The sequence below is a fragment of the Clostridium sp. NkU-1 genome, from assembly GCA_001312405.1.
In genome coordinates, this window is record BBDR01000015.1 from 85,360 (window position 1) to 106,002 (window position 20,643).

Sequence of the window (20,643 nt, forward strand, 5' to 3'; positions counted from 1 at the left end):
TATCAATACCTATTTTACCATGGGTTGAATAGGTATTCAACCCATGAAATGAAATTCTTTTGCAATAGAAATAAACTATAGCAGGCGATTGTTTTTTAGTAATAACCATTGACAGTACTCCATTGGTATACTTATGGAAAGAATAGAAGCATGATTCCAAACATGAGAAAGAGGAGAATGAATATGGAATACGGGATTTCTACAAAATGTTTATACGGCAATGGGGAAGGGGTCACGACAGACAAGTCTGGGGCCATCAGCTTTCCTATTTATCAGACAGCTACCTTTGCTCATAAGGGGATCGGGGAAAGCACCGGTTATGATTACAGCCGTCTGCAGAATCCGACCAGAGAGCAGTTGGAAAAGGTGGTGGCTTCCCTTGAAAATGGGGTGGATGCCCTGGCATTTTCCAGCGGGATGGCGGCAATCACGGCTTTAATGGAACTGTTTCAGCCGGGGGACCACATGATAACCGACTGTGATTTATATGGCGGGAGCATCCGTTTGTTTGACAATATCAGCAAAAAGAACGGGATTTTAATCAGTTCCGTAGACTGCTCCCGGGGGGACCTGGCAGAATTTGAAAACCTGATAGGCGAGAACACAAAAGCAATATATATTGAGACTCCCACAAATCCTATGATGAATGTCATAGACATTAGAAGGCTGGCGGAAATTGCAAAAAAGCATCATCTGCTTTTGATCGTGGACAATACGTTTTTGTCTCCTTATTTTCAGAACCCCCTGAAGCTGGGAGCGGACATTGTTGTCCACAGCGGAACCAAATATCTGGGCGGTCATAATGATACCATTGCAGGCTTTCTGGTCACCTCCTCAGAGGAGATATCCGAAAAGCTCCGGTTTATTATTAAAACGGTGGGGTCCGGGCTGGCTCCCTTTGACAGCTGGCTCATATTAAGAGGAATTAAAACTCTTGCGATCCGGATGGAGCGCGGGGAAGAGAATGCCAGAAAGCTGGTGGAATGGCTGTGTCAGGAAAAAAAGATCACAAAAGTGTATTACCCCGGAATTCCTGACCATCCCGGCCATGAGGTCTGCAAAAAGCAGGCAACAGGATTTGGCTGTATGGTTACCTTTGAGGTGGAGTCAAAGGAGCTGGCCCATCGGATCTTAAAAGAGGTGAAGCTGATCCACTTTGCGGAAAGCCTGGGCGGCGTAGAAACGCTGATCACTTACCCCATTACCCAGACCCATGCTGATGTGCCCAAAGAGGTTCTGGCAGCTAACGGCGTTACCGACCGGATCTTAAGATTATCAGTGGGAATTGAGGATACGGAAGATTTGATAAGGGAATTGGAGCGGATATTTTATGTGTAAGGTAAAGATTGATTTTGACGAAGTTATTGACCGTAAAAATACAAACAGCATTAAGTATGATTTTGCAGTGCGAAGGGGAAAACCGGAAAATCTGCTGCCTTTGTGGGTAGCGGATATGGACTTCAAGATATCCGGGAAGGTTCTGGACGCCCTTCATGAGCGGATTGACCATGGGATTTTTGGCTACAGTGAAGTCCAGGAAGAATATTTTGAGGCAATTCGGGACTGGATGGAAAAAAAGCATCACTGGAATGTGGAAAGCAGATGGCTGGTCAAAACGCCGGGGGTTGTATTTGCCTTAGCCATGGCTGTTCAGGCATTTACAGATCCCGGGGATGGAGTCATGATCCAGCAGCCCGTATATTATCCCTTCAGCGAAGTCATTGAGGATAATGACAGAGTAATTGTTGATAATACCCTGTATCTTGGAGAAGACGGCAGGTACCACATAGATTTTGAGGACTTTGAAAGAAAAGCAGAGGTGTTCCATGTGAAGCTGTTCCTACTGTGCAATCCCCATAATCCGGTAGGAAGAGTCTGGAGCCTGGAGGAATTGGAGAAATTAGGGGAAATCTGCATTCGAAGAGACATTCTTGTGGTCAGCGATGAGATTCACCAGGATTTTGTGTTTGAGGGAAAGCACCTGGTATTTGCAAGTCTAAGCGAGGAACTGAAAAACAGGACCATTACCTGTACCTCGCCAAGTAAGACCTTTAATCTGGCTGGCCTGCAGATTTCCAATATATTTATTGCCAATCAAAAGCTGAGACGGAGGTTTCGCAGGCAGGTAGCTGCAGCCGGGTACAGTCAGCTTAATACCCTGGGATTAACCGCATGTGAAGCGGCGTACCGCCAGGGAGAAGAATGGCATGAGCAGCTTATGGTATATTTAAGGGCCAACATTACCTATGTGCGGGAATTTATAAAGGAAAAAAATACCCAGGGTCAAGCTCATAGAACCGGAAGGAACCTACCTTGTCTGGCTGGATTTTCGGGAACTGGGCTTAACAGAAGAGGAGAGAGAAGACCTGATCATAAAGAAAGCAGGGCTTTGGCTGGACAGCGGAGCTATGTTCGGCCCAGTGGGAGAGGGATTTGAAAGGATCAACATCGCATGCCCCCGGTCTATTCTGGAACAGGCTCTGGGGAACCTGGAGAAAGCCATAAGGACGTTGTAAAAAAGATGGAATTTCTCTTTCACCAATCGTGATTTTGGGCAGCTCCTGTTATGGAAAAACGCCAAAGCTGCATAAGCATTATACTTTGCGGGGTTTTGGCGTTTTTTCTATGCCTGTGATTGTTGAAAAAAAGCAGGCAAGGCTGCCCATGCTGGGAGACCTTTGTTATTTTCCAAATGGAGAATCTTCCCGGCGGACAAAAAAATCCCTGGTTATGACTGCAAACCGGGCAGACCTGTGGCGCACTGGTGCCTTTGTGAATATGGCCGCAATTTAAGCAGATATATTCCGTGGGCGTATCATTCTCAAATAGTTTATTGTTCTGTACCAGCTGTGCGTACTGGCCAAAACGCTGGCTGTGTATTTTTTCTATTTCGGCGATCATATAAAAAGAATTTGCGATATTGGAGAATCCCTCCTCTTTAGCCTTGTCGCCGAAGGATTTGTAAATTGTGTCGTGCTCGGCAGCTTCATGTTTGGCGGAAAGCTGCAAAAGCTCCAGGATGTTATTGGTATTGTCAATGGGATAGTCAGCATTTATGGAGATTTCCTGTCCATGAAATTCCCTTAAGTGATTATAAAATATCTCGGCATGTTCCTTTTCCTGGCTTCCGGTATAATGGAAAAGCCAGTATAAGACCTGAAGGTTTTGATTTTTGCCTGGGACGCAGCAAACTCGTAACGGCGCCAAGCCTGGCATTCCCCTGCAAATGCTTTTAAAAGGTTCTCTTTTGTAACGCTGTCTTTCAGTGTGACCATTGTTTATTCCTCCTAATTTGTTTTCCATTAGTGTTACCAGATTTCTCCTGATTTATTAAGAAAAAAAGGAAAAAAATGGAAAACTTCCAATATTCAGTGGCAGGAAAAGCAGCAATATGAGTACATACCCGGTAAGGAAATCTGTAAAAAAATATTATAAAAAGGTATTGACACATTTCTCTCCTTGTATTAATATAATTATAACATATAAACCTATTAAACATATAGGTAATGAAAAGGAATGATCAATATGATGGAATATAAGGTAGCAGGAAATCATGGATTTTATAATAATAGATGTTGTTGTCAGGCTGTATGTATGAATAAAGATACAGTTTTGTTGTAGTGCTTATTATGATACCTGGCAGCCTGGAATATGAGAAATTTCCATATTATCAGCGGAACAAAGGAGCAGGTGCCGTAATTGGCAGCCGCTTCTTTTTATTTTATTAGTCAAAAAAAGTTAAATATCATATAAAAACGGAGGTAAAGAATATGGGAACAATTAAAGAAAGCGCAGTGGAGCTCATTGGAGGAACACCGATACTCAAATTAAACAGATACAGTGCAAAGGAAGGAATCCAGGATGTCACACTGCTGGCGAAACTGGAATACTTAAATCCGGCTGGTTCTGTAAAGGACCGGATTGCACTTGCCATGATTGAGGATGCCGAAGAAAAAGGGATATTAAAGCCCGGAGCGACCATTATCGAGCCGACCTCAGGAAATACCGGAATTGGTCTGGCAGCCGTTGCGGCAGCCAAAGGCTACCGGACCATCCTGACGCTTCCAGATACCATGAGCGTGGAACGAAGAAACTTATTAAGAGCCTATGGTGCAGAACTGGAATTGACCGAAGGAGCAAAGGGTATGAAGGGTGCCATTGAGAAAGCAGAGGAGCTGAAAACCAGCATCCCTGGTTCTATTATCCTGGGACAGTTTGGAAACCAGGCCAACCCAAAAGTTCACAGGGAAACTACCGGTCCGGAGATCTGGGAACAGACGGAGGGGAAAGTAGATATTTTTGTTGCCGGTGTAGGTACAGGCGGAACCATTACTGGTGTGGGCCAGTATTTAAAGGAAAAGAAACCGGATGTAAGAATCGTAGCAGTAGAACCGTCAAGCAGTCCGGTGCTCTCCGGTGGCAAGCCAGGACCTCACAAGATTCAGGGAATCGGCGCAGGCTTTGTTCCTGAAGTCCTGGATACGGGAATTTACGATGAAATAATTACCATTGAGAATGAGGATTCATTTAAGGAAGGTAAGACATTTGCAGTATCAGAAGGAATTCTGGTGGGAATCTCTTCCGGCGCTGCATTAAAAGCCGCAAAGCTTTTGGCACAAAGACCGGAAAATAAGGGAAAGACCATTGTGGTCCTGCTGCCGGATTCCGGCGACCGGTATCTGTCTACCCCCTTATTTTCATGAAGCAATGAGCCAAGGTTAGGCAGGCTTGACCTGGCTAAATCGTTTTATGAAATAAAATGACTGGTGGTTTGGGAAACAGCTGGTTATAAGATTATCTTATTGCCAGCTGTATTTTTAACCTATTATACAAAAACCTATAGGAATGGTATGATATCGGTATAAAGAAACAGGAAGGCAAAGAAATTAAAATGCCAGGAAGCAGAAATGCAAAGAAACAGGAATCCTGGGAAAGGAGTTAAAAATGTTTAAGAGAAATGGAAAAATGATGCCGATGTGTTGTTGCTGTAAATGCGTAAGAAATGGTCATTTTACTTGTGCCTTGAAACTTGAAACTCCTGTGCATGGCGTTTATGCATAGAAGGCAGGTGTCAGAGGGCATCTGCTTTTTTTGTACTCAAATTTAGGAAAGAAGGAAGAAAATATGGCAATAGAAGAGAGATTCGGAAAGGTAGCGACTACGGAAGATACTCATGAAGTATCCGAAACAGGCGCCTTTGTAAGGCAGGATAACTATTTCGTCACACCCTTTGGCAAGGGGGAAGGAGAGCTTCCTGTGGAAGCCGGGCGTTACCGGCTCATATGGACACCCCTTTGCCCGTGGGCCACGAGACAGATCATTGCTCTTAAGCTTCTGGGGTTGGAAGACGTGATCAGCGTCGGTAAGGTAAGCCCTGTAAGAACTGAAAACGGCTGGGAATTTTCTCTTGCTGAGGGAGGTGTGGACCCGGTTCTTAAAATTCGCTATCTTCCGGAGGTCTATGCAGCCACGGACCCGGAATATGAAGGAAGGGCAACCGTTCCCGCTGTAGTGGATTTAAAGACCGGAAAAGTGGTCAATAACGATTATCACCGCTTGACAAATTACTGGGAAACCGTATGGAAGCCATTTCATAAACCAGGAGCACCGGACTTATATCCTGAGGATCTGAGGCAGGAAATCGATGAGCTCAACGGAATCTTATTCCATGAAGTGAATAACGGAGTCTACAAAGCGGGATTTGCCCAGTCCCAGAAAGAATATGAAACTGCATATGCTGTGCTGTTTCAAAGGCTTGACTGGCTGGAAGAGCGTCTTTCAAAGGGCAGATATCTGTTCGGAGACCGGCTTACTGATTCTGATATCCGGTTATTCGTGACACTTGCCCGGTTTGACGTGGCTTACTATTTCAGCCACAAGACAAACAGGAACCGTATTGCAGATTTTGACAATCTGTGGAATTATGCAAAGGATTTGTACACAATTCCGGCATTTAAAGAAGCCACGGATTTGATTCCATCAAAAGAGGATATCTCCTGGGGAACCATGGACATAACCCATACAGCATTCTTCCCCTGGGACCGGATGGTTCCATCTGATGAACCTAATAACAGGGACGAAAAATTCGGAAAAGGCAGGGCCTTTTAAGTCTGATTCTACGTTTTATCACCAGATTACGGAAACCTTCCCCATCTTATGAATAAAACCGGAAGAACAAAAATTTGACTGGCAGACAGTGTTTGCGGAAATTCCATCAATAAAGGGAAAGATAGGAGAAAAATTATGAAAAGAAATATTGCAGGTAAATCAATAGCAGGAGTGCTTACGGCAGTGGCCATATTAGGAGCCTGACTGGATGCAAGGGCAGTACCAATGCGGCAGCCGTCAAAGCAGGTGAGGAAACAACAAAAACAGAAAGTTCAGCGGAACCGGAAAACCAGGAAGAGAGCAGTGAGGCTGCCGGCACATCGGAACCGGTAGTCGTTCATGCGGCAACAGGAGGTTCTCCAAAGCCCTTTACTTTTGTGGACAGCAGCAACCAGCTGACCGGTCATAACATTGAACTGATCAAAGCCGTTTTCGACCGGCTTCCCCAATATAAGCTTGAGATCGAAGTGACTGATTTCCCATCTATTTTTGCAGGTCTGGATTCCGACAGGTATCAGATCGGTGTAAACAATTTTGCAAAGAATGAGAAACGAAAAGAAAAGTATTTATTTACGGACCCGATCTTTGCCAATGAGTACGTTGCCATCTTTGCAAAGAACAATGATAAAGCAGCAGGAATAGAGACATGGGATGACCTTGCCGGCTTAAAAACCATTTCCTCGGCGGGAATCAATATTACCACAGCTCTGGAAAACTATAACGCTTCTAACCCCCAGAATCCCATTGCCATCGAATACAGCGATGAAGACCTTGTGCTGCAGATCCAGGATGTGGAAGCTGGGAAATATGATTTCGTGCTAATGGATAAACCAATGTTTGAATATTATCAGAAAGAATTTAATTTTAATGTGGCCGGAGTTTCCATCAGCAACACCCTTTCAAAGGATTTAATGGAAGAACCCTTCAGCTATCTGATTGTCAGCAAAGGGAATGAGAAACTGGTAGAGGATATCAACAAGGCGTTAAAAGAAGTGACAGAGGACGGGACTTCCAGGGAAATCAACTTAAAATGGTTTGGATCCGATTATTCCCCATCCTATCAATAAAACCGGAGGAGCAAGATGAGCAAAATATTTGACTGGCAGCTGGTGTTTACGGAAATTCCCGCATTGCTGAAATACCTACCCGTAACACTGCAGCTGACGGCAATTGCCCTTATCATTGGCTGGGTGGCAGGGCTTTTGATCGCTGTAGTAAAAATTCACAATATCCCGGTCCTTCGGCAATTATGTACCTTATTTGTTTCGGTTGTACGGGGAACCCCTATTATTGTCCAGCTATATCTTACGTATTTTGGAATTCCTATCGCTTTAAAATATTATAACTATTACAATGGAACTTCTTATAACGTAAATGGAATACCGCCAATTATTTTTGCCATCGTGGCCCTGGGGCTTAATCAATCTGCTTTTGATTCGGAGACCATACGGGCGGCCATACAGTCCGTGGAAAAAGGGCAGGTTGAGGCGGCCAAGCCCTTGGGATGACCGGGTTCCAGATATTCAGAAGGGTATTATTTCCCCAGGCTGTGACAGTGGCCCTCCCCTCCCTGGGGAACTCTCTCATAAGCCTGGTAAAAGGAACCTCACTTGCATTTACCTGCTCAGTCGTTGAAATAACGGCTCAGGGCAAGATCCTGGCTGGAAACAGCTACCGGTATTTTGAAGCTTACTGTTCTTTGGCTATCATTTACTGGGTATTGACAATCTTTATTGAACGGCTGTTTGTATACATCGAGAAAAGAATGAGCGTACCGGAGATGTTTTCGGCGGAAACGCCCTATGGGCATACCATTACACCCGATGCCCGGCGGTGCGGGGCACGCTGTAAAGCGGAGCGGGCTCTGTCCAAAAAGCATGGGCAGGAACAGGAAAAGGATAAGGATAAGGAGGTATAAGTGTGAGCGTTATTGAAATTCAGGGATTAAGTAAGAAATTCGGTGATAACGTAGTGCTGGATAATATTGATCTGGTCATTCACCAAGGTGATGTGGTAGCCATCATCGGACCATCAGGAACCGGTAAATCCACTTTGCTCCGTTCCATTAATCTGCTTGAAAAGCCGGAAAAGGGAACCGTTAAAATGAATGATCAGGTAATCGACCTAACCACAAAATCAGCCAGGGAAAAGCTGGAGCTGCGGAAAAATACGGAAATGGTATTTCAGCAGTTTAATCTTTTCAAGAACCGGACTGCCCTGGAAAATGTGATGGAAGGGCTGCTGGTGGTAAAAAGGTTAAAGAAAAGCGAGGCCAGAAGCATTGCGGAAAAGCATTTGCAGAAGGTGGGAATGGGAGACCGTTTATCCCACTATCCCAGGCATTTATCCGGTGGGCAGCAGCAAAGAGTGGCCATCGCAAGGGCACTGGCCATGGACCCCAAACTGCTTCTTATGGATGAACCAACCTCGGCTCTGGATCCGGAGCTGGTAAGCGAAGTGCTGGTGACCATAAAAAAGGCAGCCCAGGAGGGGAATACCATACTCCTTGTCACTCATGAAATGAACTTTGTGAGGAACGTGGCAAATCGGATCATTTTCCTGGAAAACGGAAAAATCGTAGCTGACGGAACGCCGAAAGAGATTTTTGATAATCCGAAAAACCCACGGTTAAAGGAGTTTTTAGTAAAGATTCATATGCTGGAAAGCGCTGATTATACGATTTAACGGGGCAAGGATATGACAGAAGGAATCGAGGTAACCCATGAATGATATAACATACAAGACAGTAAAAGAAGGGATTAACTGGCAGGAGGTTGCCGATGTGCTTCGGCGTTCCGGATTATCAGACCGGTCGGCAAAGGATCAGGAAACCATCTTTACAAACAGCTATGCAGTAGTGTTTGTCTGTGACAAAGAAAGGATCGTTGGTGTTGGAAGGGCCTTATCCGATGGCGTCTGCCAGGCGGCCATCTACAATATCGCTCTTGATGACGAATATCAGGGATACGGAATCGGCAGAAAACTGATTGAGCTGCTCCTTGATCAGATCAGGGGCCAGAATGTGATCCTATACACCCATCCCAGGACGGTTGCCCTATACGAAAAAAATGGGATTCCAAAGGAATAAAACGGCCATGTGCCGGTTTTGTGGATCGGAAGAATCTCTTAACTGGATGGATAAGGAAGGATTTCTGCTTCCTGAAAAATACCGCTTTGTTGATGAATATGGCAGAGAGGATATGAAGGGTTAGGCAGGCTATGAGAAAGAAAAGAGGAAATTAATATGTCAAAGAAGTTTATTACCGATGAGATTGAATCCAATGGGAAATTCAAACGGCAGAAAAACCGGTTTACCACACCCTTTGGGGCAGAGGAAGAGAATCTGCCTGTAGAGGCCGGCCGGTACCGCCTGGTCTGGTCTCCGGCCTGCCCCTGGGCCCACCGCTCCGTTATTGTAAGGAGCCTGCTTGGGCTTGAAGAAGTGATCGGCCTGGGTACTCTGGATCCAGTGAGACCTGATGTGGAACGGACGGACTGGGCTTTTACCCTTGATGAAAATGAGGAAGATCCGGTACTAAAGATCAAATATTTAAGCGAAGCCTATTTAAAGGCAGATCCGGATTATAAGGGAAGGTTTACGGTGCCCGCTGTTGTTGACCTGACTACAGGGAAAGTGGTGAATAACGATTATTTTAACCTGACCAGGTACTGGGAAGTGGAGTGGAAGAAATACCATAAGCCGGGAGCACCGGATTTATATCCGGAAGAGCTGAGAGCTGAAATCGATGAATTAAATGAAATTCTGTTTCATGAAATCAACAACGGGGTTTACAAGGCAGGGTTTGCCAGAAGCCAGGAGGCCTACGAAGAGGCATACCATCTGGTATTTCACCGCCTTGACTGGCTGGAAGAGCGGCTGGGCCGAAGCCGTTATCTGTTTGGAGATAAGATCACGGAATCCGATATCCGCCTGTATGTGACCCTGGTACGTTTTGATGTGGCTTATTACAATGGTTTTCTTCTCAATAGAAACCTTATTTCCGATTTTCCCAATCTATGGGGATATGTAAGGGACTTATATTCACAGCCTGGATTTGGAGATACCACGGATTTCGAGGCCATCAAAAAGCACTATCATTTGTGTGCGGTATCCAGTAACCCTTATGGCATCGTTCCCAAGGGGCCGGACCTTTCTATATGGAAAGTACCTCATGGAAGAGAACGGATCAAATTTTAATATGGGGAGCAGTTGGTGCTGCAAAAGGCTGAGAACTGGACCAGGGAATCTTTAATAAAGGAAGAGACGGTATGATTTTATAAAGCTTTGGCTGCAAACTGGATTACGTCAGGAAGATTGATGCAGGTATCTTTTAGATCATCTATACGGAAAAATATTGAGGGAATGGGAGAAAATTTTAATGTCAGATTCAAATAGCGGGCAAAAGGTACGCCCAAAGGAAATAGAAAAAGAAATCGATGAAAGAGGTGCATTTATCCGTCAGCCCAACCGTTTTACAACCCCCTTTGGAGACGGGGAGAATGATTTAAAGGCAGAAAGCGGCCGGTACCGGCTTTTTGGGCCAAAGGCTGCCATTGGTCCAACCGGGCCTCTATTGTACGGGAATTGCTGGGCCTTCAGGATGCCATCGGCATCAATTTAGTCGGTCACAGCAAAGAAAACAGTGCATACGGCTGGGAATTCGTGTATAATGAGGACAGAAAAGACCCGGTCCTTGGAACCCGGTATTTAAGTGAGTTTTACTATAACGCTGACCCAGGTTATGAAGGGCGCTGCACCGTGCCGGCCCTTGTGGACGTTACCACAAAAAAGGTGGTCAATAATGATTACCACAGGCTGACCAATTATTTTGAAACAGCATTCCGTCCCTTTCAGAGTCCGGATGCCCCTGATCTGTATCCTGAGGAACTGAGAAAAGACATTGATGAATACAACGACTGGCTTTTTCCCAATGTGAACAACGGGACCTACCGGATGATGTTTGCCCAGTCCATCACAGCCTATGAAGAGGCATTTGAAGACTTTTACCATGCACTGGATTCGATCGAAGAACGTCTTTCAGGAAGCCGTTTCTTATTTGGAGATTATGTGACCGACAGCGATGTAAGGCTTTTTGTAACCCTGGCAAGGTTTGATACCCATTATTACCGGAACCTGGGCCCCATTAAGCACAGGATCGTTGATTACAAAAACATCTGGGAATATTGCAGGGACTTATATGAGATACCTGCATTCAGAAACAATACCTACTTCCGGGATATAGCAGCGCCCCAGTCGGAAAACAAGTCCTTTTTCCAGGATTTTAATTCCCGTTTTGTGGACCAGATCGATTACGAAGGCATCTGGTCTGCTCCACAAAACCGGAAGGAATTAAGCAGGACACCGGAAGAAAAGTTTAACCGAATCAAGTAAGTAGTGAAGCGGATTGCAAAGATCCGCTTGACAAGATATGATAATAAATAAAACGAACCCATAGGAAAAGAGCAGGTGGCAAAATGATTCATAAAAGCAGGCTGGTAAGCCAATTTAAAAAAATGGTGGAATTTGATTCCGAAACCTATCATGAACGGGAAATTGCGGACTATTTGACAGGCGAATTAAAACAGCTTGGATTTGAGGTGTGGGAAGATGATGCCGGTCACCGGCTGAAAGAAAAGCTTCCTGAATATGGAACCGCCGTTCCTACAGGAAATCTTTACGGTTATTTAAAGGGAACCACCGGTTCCGCCCCTATTTTGCTGTCGGCTCATATGGATACGGTAAAGCCTGGCATAGGGAAACGCGCGGTCCAGGATGAGCGGGGGAGAATCACCTCGGAAGGAGATACCGTGCTTGGAGCCGACGACCTTTCCGGAATCGCTGCCATATTGGAGGCAGTCCGGGTGATTAAGGAAAACAACCTTCCCCATGGGGATATTGAGGTCCTGTTCCCGGTTGCAGAAGAGAACTATGGAAAAGGAAGCCAGCTCATCGATTATTCCAGAATAAAGTCAAAGCTGGCTTATGTATTTGATTTAAGCGGAACGATCGGCTTAGCCGCAACCGCAGCGCCTACCATCCTTTCCTTTGAAATCAGGGTGAAGGGCAAGAATGCCCATGCAGGCTTTTGCCCTCAGCTTGGGATCAATGCCATTGAAATTACGGCCCGTGCCATTTCCCAGTTAAAGCAGGGCTGGGTTGACAATGAAACCACCGTAAACATTGGAAAAATAAGCGGAGGAAAGCAGACCAACATTGTTTCCGATGAATGCGTAGTCGCAGGAGAGATTAGAAGCTTAAAGGATCATAAAGCCCTGGCAGAATGGAACAGGCTAAAGGATGCCTTTGAAGGTACTGCGGCCGGATATGGCGGAAGCCTGGAGATATCTGTTGAAAAGCAGATCGAAGCCTATGAACTAAGTGACGGCGAAGAAGTGGTGGAACGGTTCAAGGATGTCTGCCGGTCCCTTGGCTTTAAAGGCTCCACCCAGTATACCCTGGGCGGAAGCGATAACAACCACTTTGTCCGGGGCGGAATCCGGGGAATCGTAGTGGCCTGCGGAATGAATGAGGTCCATACGCCAAATGAATTTACAACGGAAGATGAGCTTGAAAAAAAGTGCCCTCCTGGCCCTGGGACTGATCACAGAAGGAAATTAATGGTATTTTTAACTAGGACGGATTTGATAAATTTTTATCAAGCAGAAGCAATTCCGCTATTTTCATCTGAAACCCATCATCAATGTCAATGGAATCAAAGGCATTCATAAAATAGGGCAGTGTTTCGCCCTCATAAAAGCTTTTATGCTTCACAAAATAACTGGTCAGAGCCAGGTAAATAGCCCCGTTTATTCTGTATTCCGGCGGCATATCCTGTCTTCTGACCTGTTTTTTGTCCGAAAACAGGGCTTTCACCCTTCCTTCACCTGTAAGCTCAACGGTTAAGCAGGAGCTGGAATCTGATTTACAGATACTGACCACAGAATCGGCATTATTTTCTAACAGGACATCAGCGCTTTCGATTATGTGTTTTTCGTTTCTGAGAGGAGAGGTGGGCTGTAAAAGCATAAAGCAATCAAAGGTTTTTCCAAGATGCCGCAGCCCATCTATGACATGCAGTATGACGTCATTGGAGGAAGCCTCATCGGAAGCCAGTTCCTTTGGGCGCAGAAAGGGCACGCTGGCTCCGAAACGTTCTGCGATCCCGGCATATTTCTCAGAGTCTGTGGATACCACCATATCATCGAATATTCCGGAACGTTTGCAGGCTTCCAACGTATACGCCATAAGAGGTTTGTGATTAATTTCTCTGATATTTTTATCTATAATTCCCTTTGAGCCGCATCTGGCAGGTATGATTGCCAAAAAAGTTTTATTTTTATACATTACAGCCTCCATTCCACGTCATAAAAATTCTTTTCCGGTTGAATTCCCTTTTCAAACGCCTGCTTAATAATCGAGACGATCTGTTTGCTGGTATCCTGGCCCTCGTAAGGGTTTGGCGCTTCTTCCTTATACCGGACAAAGGTAAGGGCTTTCTGGATTGCAGACACGATCCCGCTTACGGAAGAACTGCAGCTTATGACAGAGGCAGGCTGAATCCTTCCATCCTGTCTGCTTCCTATATTAACGGAAGGCACCTTAAGGAAAGGCGCTTCCATGATTCCGCTGGAAGAATTTCCGATCACAGCCTGGCAGCAGTTCATAAGGCTTAAATAGTTCCGGACGCCAAGAGAGGGGAACACCGCTGATTTTTTTTGGATTCCTGCTTACGTAAGCCTCAATCCTTTCATTGATCTGGTTTCCTCCTGTGTCGGAATTGCTCTTTGTAAAAACAGTAAATAAATCCGGGAAATGCAAAAGGGCCTCTTCCAGCGGCTGAAACTGTGCCGGAGCACTGTCATGATCCAAAGTGGCAGGATGAAAGGTGACAAGAGCCATGGGAGGAGCCAGTGAGATCTTTAGCTTTTCTTCCAATTCCTGTCTGGTTAACAGCTTTATGGTTTTCATGTTTTCAATGCCAAGAGCGCCTACCCAATGGACCCTGTCAGGGGCTTCCCCTAGCTGAATGACCCGTTTCCGGTATTCCCTTGTGCTGGTGAAATGAAGATAGCTCATCTTACTGATGGCATGCCTCATGGAGTCGTCGTATGCGCCCCTTGTTATTTCCCCGCCATGAATGTGGGCAATGGGAATTTTACAGATAAGGGCGGCACTTGCAGCTGTGAAGATTTCATACCGGTCCCCAAGAAGCAGAACCATATCCGGTTTTAACCGCTCATAAGCTTCGGATAAGCTGATCAATTCCAGGCCCATGGATTTGCATATTCCAAGAGAGGTATCAGAGGCCAGGTTCATCTCTATTTTTTCATCAATGTTTATGCCGCTGTTTTCAAAGTCCTGGCAGCCCTGTCCGTATCTGGTATCCAGATGGCTTCCCGTTGCAATGACCTGCAGCTTAAAATCCGGGTCCTGTCCGACACGGTCCATCACAGGCTTTAATAAGCCGTATTCCGCCCGGTTTCCGGTTACTACGCATAATTTGATCATGGTCCGATCCTTTCGTCTTTCTGATAATTCCTTTCGGCGGTCTTTCCCAACAGACTGTATATCCTCATGGGAGAGATCCCATATCCGCAGCGTTTGGCGCATAGATTTTGAAGGGTAAAAACTTCCCCCTTTTTAATTTCCCTGGAAGCCACCAGGTATTTTCTCACATAGTCCCTGTTTTTTAATTCAGCCTGCGTGGGCTTTTTCACTCCGTCACCCAGGGCCAGTTCAATATTTCTGATGCTGTCCACCATTTGCTTAAATTCATTCGGCTCTAAACTGGCTCTATGATCCGGTCCTGGCATGGTTTTATCCAGGGTCATGTGCTTTTCAATGACACAGGCGCCAAGGGCTGCGGCAGCAATGGCAACTTCGATTCCGGGTGTATGGTCGGAATAGCCCACCTGCTTGTGAAATTTATGTCTTAAGGTGCCCATGGCATTTAAATTCACATCCTGCATCAGGGCAGGATAGGAGCTGGAGCAATGGAGCAGTGTGATTTCTTCTCCGCCTTCCTCCAGGATTTCCAGGGCTTCCCCTACTTCTTCCTCAGTGGACATTCCCGTAGACAAAATGACAGGCTTTTTTAACGATGCTATCCTTTTCAGATAGCCATAATTTGTGATCTCCCCGGAAGGAATCTTAATGAGATCCACTCCAAGCCGGTCAAGAAAAAGGAGGCTTTCCTCATCAAAAGGAGAGGATAAGAACTGAATGTGCCGGAAGGAACAGTACTGAAACAGCTCTTCAAATTCCTGCCAGGACAATTCCAGGCCTTTTAACATTTCGTATTGTGACATGGTCTGGCCGGTATTTTCAATCTGGTAGTCCGCTTTTCTCGCATCCGGTACTGCAAGGTGCTTTGCCCGAAAGGTCTGGAATTTAATGGCGTCTGCACCTGTGACGCTTGCGGCCTCCACCAGTTGTTTGGCAATGTTTAAGTCGCCGTTATGGTTTACCCCTGCTTCGGCGATTATCATAACGTTACTCATGGAAAGCTACCTCCTTTGCCGGACTTCCATAAGCCAGCTTATTTGACGCTATATTTTTTTATGACAAGACTTCCAGCGCCGATCATGGTGTCATTCCCAATGGTCAGGCCCTGTATGATGGTGGAATGGGCTCCAATATGGCAATTGGCCCTTATCCAGACATTTCCGCATAAGACGCATCCCGGAGCAATATGGACAAAATCATCAATCCTGCAGCCATGCTCAATGATAGCGCCCGTATTGATGATGGTTCCATTCCCTATGGTAACTCCGGAATTGATGATGGCTCCCTTTCCGATAAAGTTTCCTTCCCCGATGGTAAGGGTTCCAGAAAGGATGGAGCTTTTATCCATGATATTGGGAAATTCAAAGCCTATTTTCTTGCATTGTTCGTACAGCCTGCGCCTTGGACCGGGATTTCCCACGCTTCCTATGGCAATTACCGCATTCCTGATTCCACGGTTAAAACAGTCTGCCAGATCCTCATCACTTCCTATGACCTTTATGCCCAGAACCTCTGTGCCCGCTTGTTTGCTGGGGTCCAGAATGCCGGTGATCTTATATTTTTCCTGTCCTCTGATGGTATCTATGATGCTTTGCCCATGGCCGCCTCCGCCGATCAGGATCAGTTCCTCTTTCATAGTTTCATTCTCTCAGCCATTTTTTTCATTTCACTGAATTCCCCCATATCCAGCCAGGCGCTGTCCATGACCGGATAGGCCCCCACCTGCTGGCCATTTTTTTAGGCATCTGCGGATTAAGTCTGTCATATCAAAATATTGATCTTCAGGGATGTATTTTAATATTTCTTCCTCCAATACATAAAGACCGGTGCTCACTAACAGCTCGTATCTGGGTTTTTCATTTAAAGCATCAATGGATCCGTTTTCCCCTAAGGCAACCACCCCATAGGGAATCTCATAGTTTTTCATGGCAGTGACAACGGTGATCTTGTTTTTATGGGTTTGATGATAAAGGAGAAGCTTGGTATAATTGACATCCACTAAAATATCGCAGTTGCTTACAAGAAAGCTGCCCTTAATATCCTTTTTCACCAGGTTTAAGGAACCGGCTGTCCCTAAGGCTTATCTTCCTCAATTAAGTGCAGATGATAGGGATGGTCATCATTAAAATAAGCCTTAATAAGCTCCTTTTTATAATTTATGGTAAGATAAAACTCATAAAACCCGTACTCCATCATCTGATTCATGATCCGTTCTACAATGGGGGTGTCGCCGATTGGAATCAGAGGCTTTGGAATGATTTTTGTATATGGATACAGCCGGGAACCTTTGCCGCCTGCCATGATGACTACCGGCGTCTGGGTCCGGCTTTGTCGGCCTGGTTCATGATCGTTTAACTCATTCCAAAACAGGATATCAGTTACCTCATTGTTGTCATTTACCATGGGAAGCCCTTCGATTTGCTTTTCCTTCATGATCTCCAGGGCCAGATGGCTTTTTTTCTTTTTTTATAACAACAGGAGCAGGATTCATGATCAGGCGTACGGGCATGGAAATATCCTTATTCTTTAAGATCCACCGCCTGATATCCCCATCAGTGAGAACACCGGCCAGCTTATTATTTTCTTCAACAACAAGGATCTTTCTTGCTGTCTGGTCCAATTGTCTGATTGCATCCCGAATAGAAGCATCCGGTGCAATAATAAATTTACGAACTTCCATGCCTATCCCTCTTTCAGACTGCTAAATGCGGCTCAATGCTTGAATGATATGATCCATCTCCTTTTTTTAAAAGACTGGTACTGCAGGGGATATTGATGACCCGGTTCCGGTAAAAGGGAGCCTTCTCTATGAAATAAGCCTGGCTGTTCTCATACATCCTCTGGGTATGGGAAAGCTGCCAGATGGGCCTTGTTTCAATATCATTTTCCTTCAGCTGTTTCATGACTGTATCCCGGTCTAATCCATTGTTTTTTTTAAGAACAGGGAATAGAACCACCGGTTGTTTCTTGCTTTATGGTTAAACGGAAGCAGTTCAAAGCTTTCCATGGAAGCTATGGCATTTTCGTAGTAATCATAATTTTCTTCCTTGATCCGGATAAAATCCTCCAGACATTCCAGCTGGGCAACTCCCAGGGCTGCCTGCAGATTAGTCATTCGGTAGTTATAGCCCACTTCATTGTGAGTATAATAGAAGGGATCGTCTTTTGCCTGGGCGGCAAGATACCTTGCTTTTTCCAGAAGGCTGTCATCCTTTGCTGTCATCATCCCCCCTCCCCCTGTGGTGATGATCTTATTGCCGTTAAAAGAATAAGCACCGAAATCGCCGATTGTCCCTGCAAATTGTCCCTGGTATTTTCCCTGTTCATAGCAGGTCCCCAATGCTTCCGCAGCATCCTCGATCAGTTTTATTCCATATTGTTCAGACAATGCATTCAGCCGTTCCATATCCGCCATATTGCCAAAGACATGGACCACGACAACCGCCTTAATGATCCGGTTTGTGCTCTTGTTTACCAGCCCGGAAGGAGTCATGACACATTCCTTTTTCAAAAAAATCCTCAAGCTTGTCACAGTCCAGATTCAGAGAGTCGTCACAATCCATAAAAACAGGGGTGGCACCTATGTAGGTCACCGGATTGATTGAGGCAATAAAGGTAAGGGTGGGCACGATCACCTCCTGTCCCGGTTTCACACCGGATAAAAGCAGGGCCAGATGGATTGCGGCAGTTCCGCTTTGAACAGCCGCTGCGCCGGAGGCATTTAAATAAGAGGCCATGTCCTGCTCAAATCTTGCCACATAGCTGCCGGCTGTCGATATCCAGCCGCTGTCAAGGGCCTCCAATATATATTTTTTTTCATTCCCTGCTAAGTTGGGAACTGATAAAGGTATCATTCTCCTTCCTCCCCTCCTATAGGTTATAGATGCCGGCTTTATACTTATCCAGGTTTCTCTCCATCCATTCAATGGTCTTTTTAAGACCAAGGGAAAGAGTGTATTCCTGGTTCCAGTCCGTAAGCTCCTTTAGCTTTTTATTAGACCCAAGGAGCCTGTTTACCTCACTTTTCTGTGGACGCAGTCTTTCCTGCCCGCAGACAATACTGGCATGGGGATTGATCTGCCGGATCAGCTCCGATGCAAGCTCTCCGATGGAGATTTCCTTCTGGCTTGCAATGTTGATTTCTTCCCCAATGGTTTTTTTCGGACTTTTCTATTTCAATAAACCCGTTTACCGTATCTTTTACGTAATTAAAATCCCTGGTGGGAGTCAGGCTGCCAAGGCGTATCTCCCTGGCTCCGGTCAGCAGCTGGCTGATGATGGCCGGTATCACAGCCCTTGCAGACTGCCTGGGGCCATAGGTATTAAATGGCCGGACAATGGTCACCGGAAGGGAAAAACTTTTGTAAAAGGATTCCGCCAGCCGGTCGGCTCCGATCTTCGTTGCGGAATAGGGTGATTGTCCCTGAAAGGGATGGGCCTCATCAATGGGAACGTATTTGGCGCTGCCATAGACCTCAGAGGTAGAGGTGATGAGCACCTTATCCGTACCAAGGCTTCTTGCGGCCTGCAAGACATTTAACGTTCCTTTTATATTGGTATCCACATAGGAATCAGGAGAATGGTAGCTAAAGGGAATGGCGATCAATGCGGCCAGATGAAAGACCGATTCTATTCCTGTCATGGCGTTTCTTACGCCGTTTGGATCCCGGATGTCTCCTGGCTGTATCTCAATTTCCTTTTTTATTTCATCAGAAAGAGAATCCAGCCAGCCCCAGGTATTGAAGGAGTTATAAAAGGTAAACGCCCTTACCTCGTAGCCCCGTTCAACAAGTGTTTCCGTTAAGTGACTTCCTATAAATCCATCCGCTCCTGTAACCAGAACCTTTTTCATGTTTCCTCCTTTACCTGTGATGGTTATCGAAAACCTTTATTTTATAACTGCTCATTTTATCTGTAATAGAAAAGTAGAATTCTCCCTGGTCATTGGTCGTCGTATGTTCAAGACAGGTTTCTTCAAATTCCTGCTCCTGCGACTCCTGGTCATATACAGGGACAAGCTTTTCTAATATAACAACCGCGTCCTTAACCGGGCAGGAATCTTTGTAACGGACCCTTCCTTTTATTAATATACCTTCCATATAGTATTCATGATTAATCTGATCCATAATGCGCAACCCCGCCTATGTGGTTATCAGTGGTTCGTAAATATCCAGCTGATAACAGGCACACTTGTCTTTTTCCACGGCTATGGCAAATTCCCCGGACTGGTTGGTGATCACATAGCCTATGTTCACTCTCTGTTTTTCTCCGGTGATTTTTATGACCCGGACAACCGCGCCCTCCAAAGCTTGCCTGCGTGAATTATAAATCGTACCTGTTAATAAAACCTCATCAGATTTTTCAAGGGTAATGGTCGTCTTTAAAATGTCGCGGTTTTTAAAATGCTTTGGTGACAGGATGATTTCTGTATAGCCGCTCAATGGGGTTCCTCCTTTCTGCATCATAGAAGGGAAGCATAGACCGCTAATTCATAATTCATGTTGGCCTTTGCTTTAATAGAGAATAAATAATACCCGTTCTCATCTGTCAGGGTATAGCCCAACAGGCTTCTGGTGTTATCCCTGCTGTTGATCTGGGTGATTTGGACCACAGCTCCTGCACAGGGCTTATGGTCCTGGACGTATACGGTTCCATTTACGATCTGGTAATTCTGCTTTTCCAGCTGGATGTCAAAATGATATTCCGGGTAGGATTGGAGCTTAGCTCCGTTTATTCTTAATGAGGACTTTTTTGAAGCAGTTCATAAAATTTATTATGCCTCCCTCCGCTTTCCGGGGGTTCCGTAATGCTGCGGTATATACGGTTACATTCAACTCCTGTTTATTCTTTGTGTCCTCAGCATTAATAATGTTTCCCGCCTGTTCCTTCCCATTAATGATCATTTTATTTACTTCCACCTCTTTGTATTGGGTATCATTGATTTCCATTGCCCTATCCCCTTTTTTCCTTTTTTTATTAAACTATATGCGTTCCATAGAATTCTGTTACCGTTTCCAAAATGGTTCTTT

26 protein-coding genes and 2 pseudogenes are annotated in these 20,643 nt (G+C 45.3%); 12 read left to right on the forward strand and 16 right to left on the reverse strand.

The window, feature by feature from the left end:
* Positions 1-183: 183 nt before the first annotated feature.
* Together JCM10519_RS19245 and JCM10519_RS19250 are read left to right on the forward strand one after the other, a co-directional pair.
* The gene (locus tag JCM10519_RS19245; RefSeq protein WP_054741187.1) at positions 184-1,338 is read left to right on the forward strand and encodes an aminotransferase class I/II-fold pyridoxal phosphate-dependent enzyme; all 1,155 of its coding nucleotides are present in this window, start codon (positions 184-186) and stop codon (positions 1,336-1,338) included.
* Positions 1,331-2,437 carry a MalY/PatB family protein gene (locus tag JCM10519_RS19250; RefSeq protein WP_347844805.1) on the forward strand — a complete coding sequence of 369 codons (1,107 nt, stop codon included), beginning with the start codon at positions 1,331-1,333 and terminating at the stop codon, positions 2,435-2,437. The genes JCM10519_RS19245 and JCM10519_RS19250 overlap by 8 nt, the downstream gene beginning before the upstream one ends.
* A gap of 98 nt (positions 2,438-2,535) precedes the next feature.
* On the opposite strand, the gene JCM10519_RS19255 is transcribed toward JCM10519_RS19250, so the two are convergent.
* Positions 2,536-3,207 (reverse strand): ferritin family protein, encoded by a 672-nt coding sequence (locus JCM10519_RS19255; protein ID WP_347844806.1) that lies wholly within the window; start codon positions 3,205-3,207, stop codon positions 2,536-2,538.
* Positions 3,208-3,770: 563 nt separating this feature from the next.
* Between JCM10519_RS19255 and cysK the strand changes: the two genes are divergently transcribed.
* The 10 genes and pseudogenes from cysK (at position 3,771) to JCM10519_RS19300 (ending at position 12,837) form a co-directional block, all read left to right on the forward strand.
* Positions 3,771-4,703: a cysteine synthase A gene (cysK, locus tag JCM10519_RS19260; RefSeq protein WP_054741189.1), complete on the forward strand. Its 933-nt coding sequence runs from the start codon at positions 3,771-3,773 to the stop codon at positions 4,701-4,703.
* A 421-nt stretch (positions 4,704-5,124) separates the two neighbouring features.
* Positions 5,125-6,108 carry a glutathione S-transferase C-terminal domain-containing protein gene (locus tag JCM10519_RS19265; RefSeq protein WP_347844807.1) on the forward strand — a complete coding sequence of 328 codons (984 nt, stop codon included), beginning with the start codon at positions 5,125-5,127 and terminating at the stop codon, positions 6,106-6,108.
* Positions 6,109-6,308: 200 nt separating this feature from the next.
* The gene (locus tag JCM10519_RS19270; protein ID WP_347844829.1) at positions 6,309-7,175 is read left to right on the forward strand and encodes a transporter substrate-binding domain-containing protein; all 867 of its coding nucleotides are present in this window, start codon (positions 6,309-6,311) and stop codon (positions 7,173-7,175) included.
* Between the two features lie 15 nt (positions 7,176-7,190).
* Positions 7,191-8,026: pseudogene (locus JCM10519_RS19275) on the forward strand (amino acid ABC transporter permease).
* Positions 8,027-8,028: 2 nt separating this feature from the next.
* A complete protein-coding gene (locus tag JCM10519_RS19280) occupies positions 8,029-8,793 on the forward strand; it encodes an ATP-binding cassette domain-containing protein (RefSeq protein ID WP_054741194.1) in 765 nt (254 codons plus the stop codon).
* 37 nt (positions 8,794-8,830) lie between these two features.
* A complete protein-coding gene (locus JCM10519_RS19285) occupies positions 8,831-9,196 on the forward strand; it encodes a GNAT family N-acetyltransferase (RefSeq protein WP_347844808.1) in 366 nt (121 codons plus the stop codon).
* Between the two features lie 156 nt (positions 9,197-9,352).
* The gene (locus JCM10519_RS19290; RefSeq protein WP_054741196.1) at positions 9,353-10,306 is read left to right on the forward strand and encodes a glutathione S-transferase C-terminal domain-containing protein; all 954 of its coding nucleotides are present in this window, start codon (positions 9,353-9,355) and stop codon (positions 10,304-10,306) included.
* Between the two features lie 181 nt (positions 10,307-10,487).
* Positions 10,488-10,730 (forward strand): hypothetical protein, encoded by a 243-nt coding sequence (locus JCM10519_RS32035; RefSeq protein ID WP_347844809.1) that lies wholly within the window; start codon positions 10,488-10,490, stop codon positions 10,728-10,730.
* Positions 10,694-11,500 (forward strand): glutathione S-transferase C-terminal domain-containing protein, encoded by an 807-nt coding sequence (locus JCM10519_RS19295; RefSeq protein ID WP_347844810.1) that lies wholly within the window; start codon positions 10,694-10,696, stop codon positions 11,498-11,500. Before JCM10519_RS32035 ends, JCM10519_RS19295 begins: the two co-directional genes overlap by 37 nt.
* A gap of 83 nt (positions 11,501-11,583) precedes the next feature.
* Positions 11,584-12,837: a M20/M25/M40 family metallo-hydrolase gene (locus tag JCM10519_RS19300; protein WP_347844811.1), complete on the forward strand. Its 1,254-nt coding sequence runs from the start codon at positions 11,584-11,586 to the stop codon at positions 12,835-12,837.
* Here JCM10519_RS19300 and JCM10519_RS32040 read toward each other — a convergent pair.
* From JCM10519_RS32040 to JCM10519_RS32080, 15 genes and pseudogenes are all read right to left on the reverse strand, one after another.
* Positions 12,740-13,453, reverse strand: a complete 714-nt coding sequence (locus tag JCM10519_RS32040) for an acylneuraminate cytidylyltransferase family protein (protein WP_347844812.1) — start codon at positions 13,451-13,453, stop codon at positions 12,740-12,742. The two genes, JCM10519_RS19300 and JCM10519_RS32040, sit on opposite strands and share 98 nt — an antisense overlap.
* Positions 13,453-13,773 (reverse strand): UDP-N-acetylglucosamine 2-epimerase, encoded by a 321-nt coding sequence (locus JCM10519_RS32045; protein ID WP_347844813.1) that lies wholly within the window; start codon positions 13,771-13,773, stop codon positions 13,453-13,455. The genes JCM10519_RS32040 and JCM10519_RS32045 overlap by 1 nt, the downstream gene beginning before the upstream one ends.
* Positions 13,709-14,617: a UDP-N-acetylglucosamine 2-epimerase gene (neuC, locus tag JCM10519_RS19310; RefSeq protein ID WP_347844814.1), complete on the reverse strand. Its 909-nt coding sequence runs from the start codon at positions 14,615-14,617 to the stop codon at positions 13,709-13,711. Before neuC ends, JCM10519_RS32045 begins: the two co-directional genes overlap by 65 nt.
* Entirely contained in the window at positions 14,614-15,609 is a 996-nt protein-coding gene (gene neuB, locus JCM10519_RS19315; RefSeq protein WP_054741200.1) for an N-acetylneuraminate synthase, read from the reverse strand. Before neuB ends, neuC begins: the two co-directional genes overlap by 4 nt.
* A gap of 38 nt (positions 15,610-15,647) precedes the next feature.
* Positions 15,648-16,250 carry an acetyltransferase gene (locus tag JCM10519_RS19320; protein ID WP_347844815.1) on the reverse strand — a complete coding sequence of 201 codons (603 nt, stop codon included), beginning with the start codon at positions 16,248-16,250 and terminating at the stop codon, positions 15,648-15,650.
* A gap of 30 nt (positions 16,251-16,280) precedes the next feature.
* Entirely contained in the window at positions 16,281-16,664 is a 384-nt protein-coding gene (locus tag JCM10519_RS32050; RefSeq protein WP_347844816.1) for a sugar phosphate nucleotidyltransferase, read from the reverse strand.
* 23 nt (positions 16,665-16,687) lie between these two features.
* Entirely contained in the window at positions 16,688-17,047 is a 360-nt protein-coding gene (locus JCM10519_RS32055; RefSeq protein ID WP_347844817.1) for a sugar phosphate nucleotidyltransferase, read from the reverse strand.
* Positions 17,007-17,294 carry a CBS domain-containing protein gene (locus JCM10519_RS32060; protein WP_347844818.1) on the reverse strand — a complete coding sequence of 96 codons (288 nt, stop codon included), beginning with the start codon at positions 17,292-17,294 and terminating at the stop codon, positions 17,007-17,009. The genes JCM10519_RS32055 and JCM10519_RS32060 overlap by 41 nt, the downstream gene beginning before the upstream one ends.
* Before the next feature lie 13 nt (positions 17,295-17,307).
* Complete coding sequence (locus tag JCM10519_RS32065) at positions 17,308-17,517, reverse strand: hypothetical protein (protein ID WP_347844819.1); 210 nt, start codon at positions 17,515-17,517, stop codon at positions 17,308-17,310.
* 14 nt (positions 17,518-17,531) lie between these two features.
* Positions 17,532-18,125, reverse strand: coding sequence for a DegT/DnrJ/EryC1/StrS family aminotransferase (locus tag JCM10519_RS32070; protein WP_347844820.1), 594 nt, complete (start codon positions 18,123-18,125; stop codon positions 17,532-17,534).
* Entirely contained in the window at positions 18,061-18,468 is a 408-nt protein-coding gene (locus JCM10519_RS32075) for an aminotransferase class I/II-fold pyridoxal phosphate-dependent enzyme (RefSeq protein WP_347844821.1), read from the reverse strand. The genes JCM10519_RS32070 and JCM10519_RS32075 overlap by 65 nt, the downstream gene beginning before the upstream one ends.
* Before the next feature lie 16 nt (positions 18,469-18,484).
* Positions 18,485-19,466, reverse strand: a pseudogene (locus JCM10519_RS19335) (NAD-dependent 4,6-dehydratase LegB).
* A 10-nt stretch (positions 19,467-19,476) separates the two neighbouring features.
* Complete coding sequence (locus JCM10519_RS19340) at positions 19,477-19,740, reverse strand: hypothetical protein (protein ID WP_054741202.1); 264 nt, start codon at positions 19,738-19,740, stop codon at positions 19,477-19,479.
* 15 nt (positions 19,741-19,755) lie between these two features.
* Entirely contained in the window at positions 19,756-20,055 is a 300-nt protein-coding gene (locus tag JCM10519_RS19345; RefSeq protein ID WP_054741205.1) for a hypothetical protein, read from the reverse strand.
* A gap of 20 nt (positions 20,056-20,075) precedes the next feature.
* Positions 20,076-20,225 (reverse strand): hypothetical protein, encoded by a 150-nt coding sequence (locus JCM10519_RS32080; RefSeq protein ID WP_347844822.1) that lies wholly within the window; start codon positions 20,223-20,225, stop codon positions 20,076-20,078.
* Between the last annotated feature and the right edge of the window lie 418 nt (positions 20,226-20,643).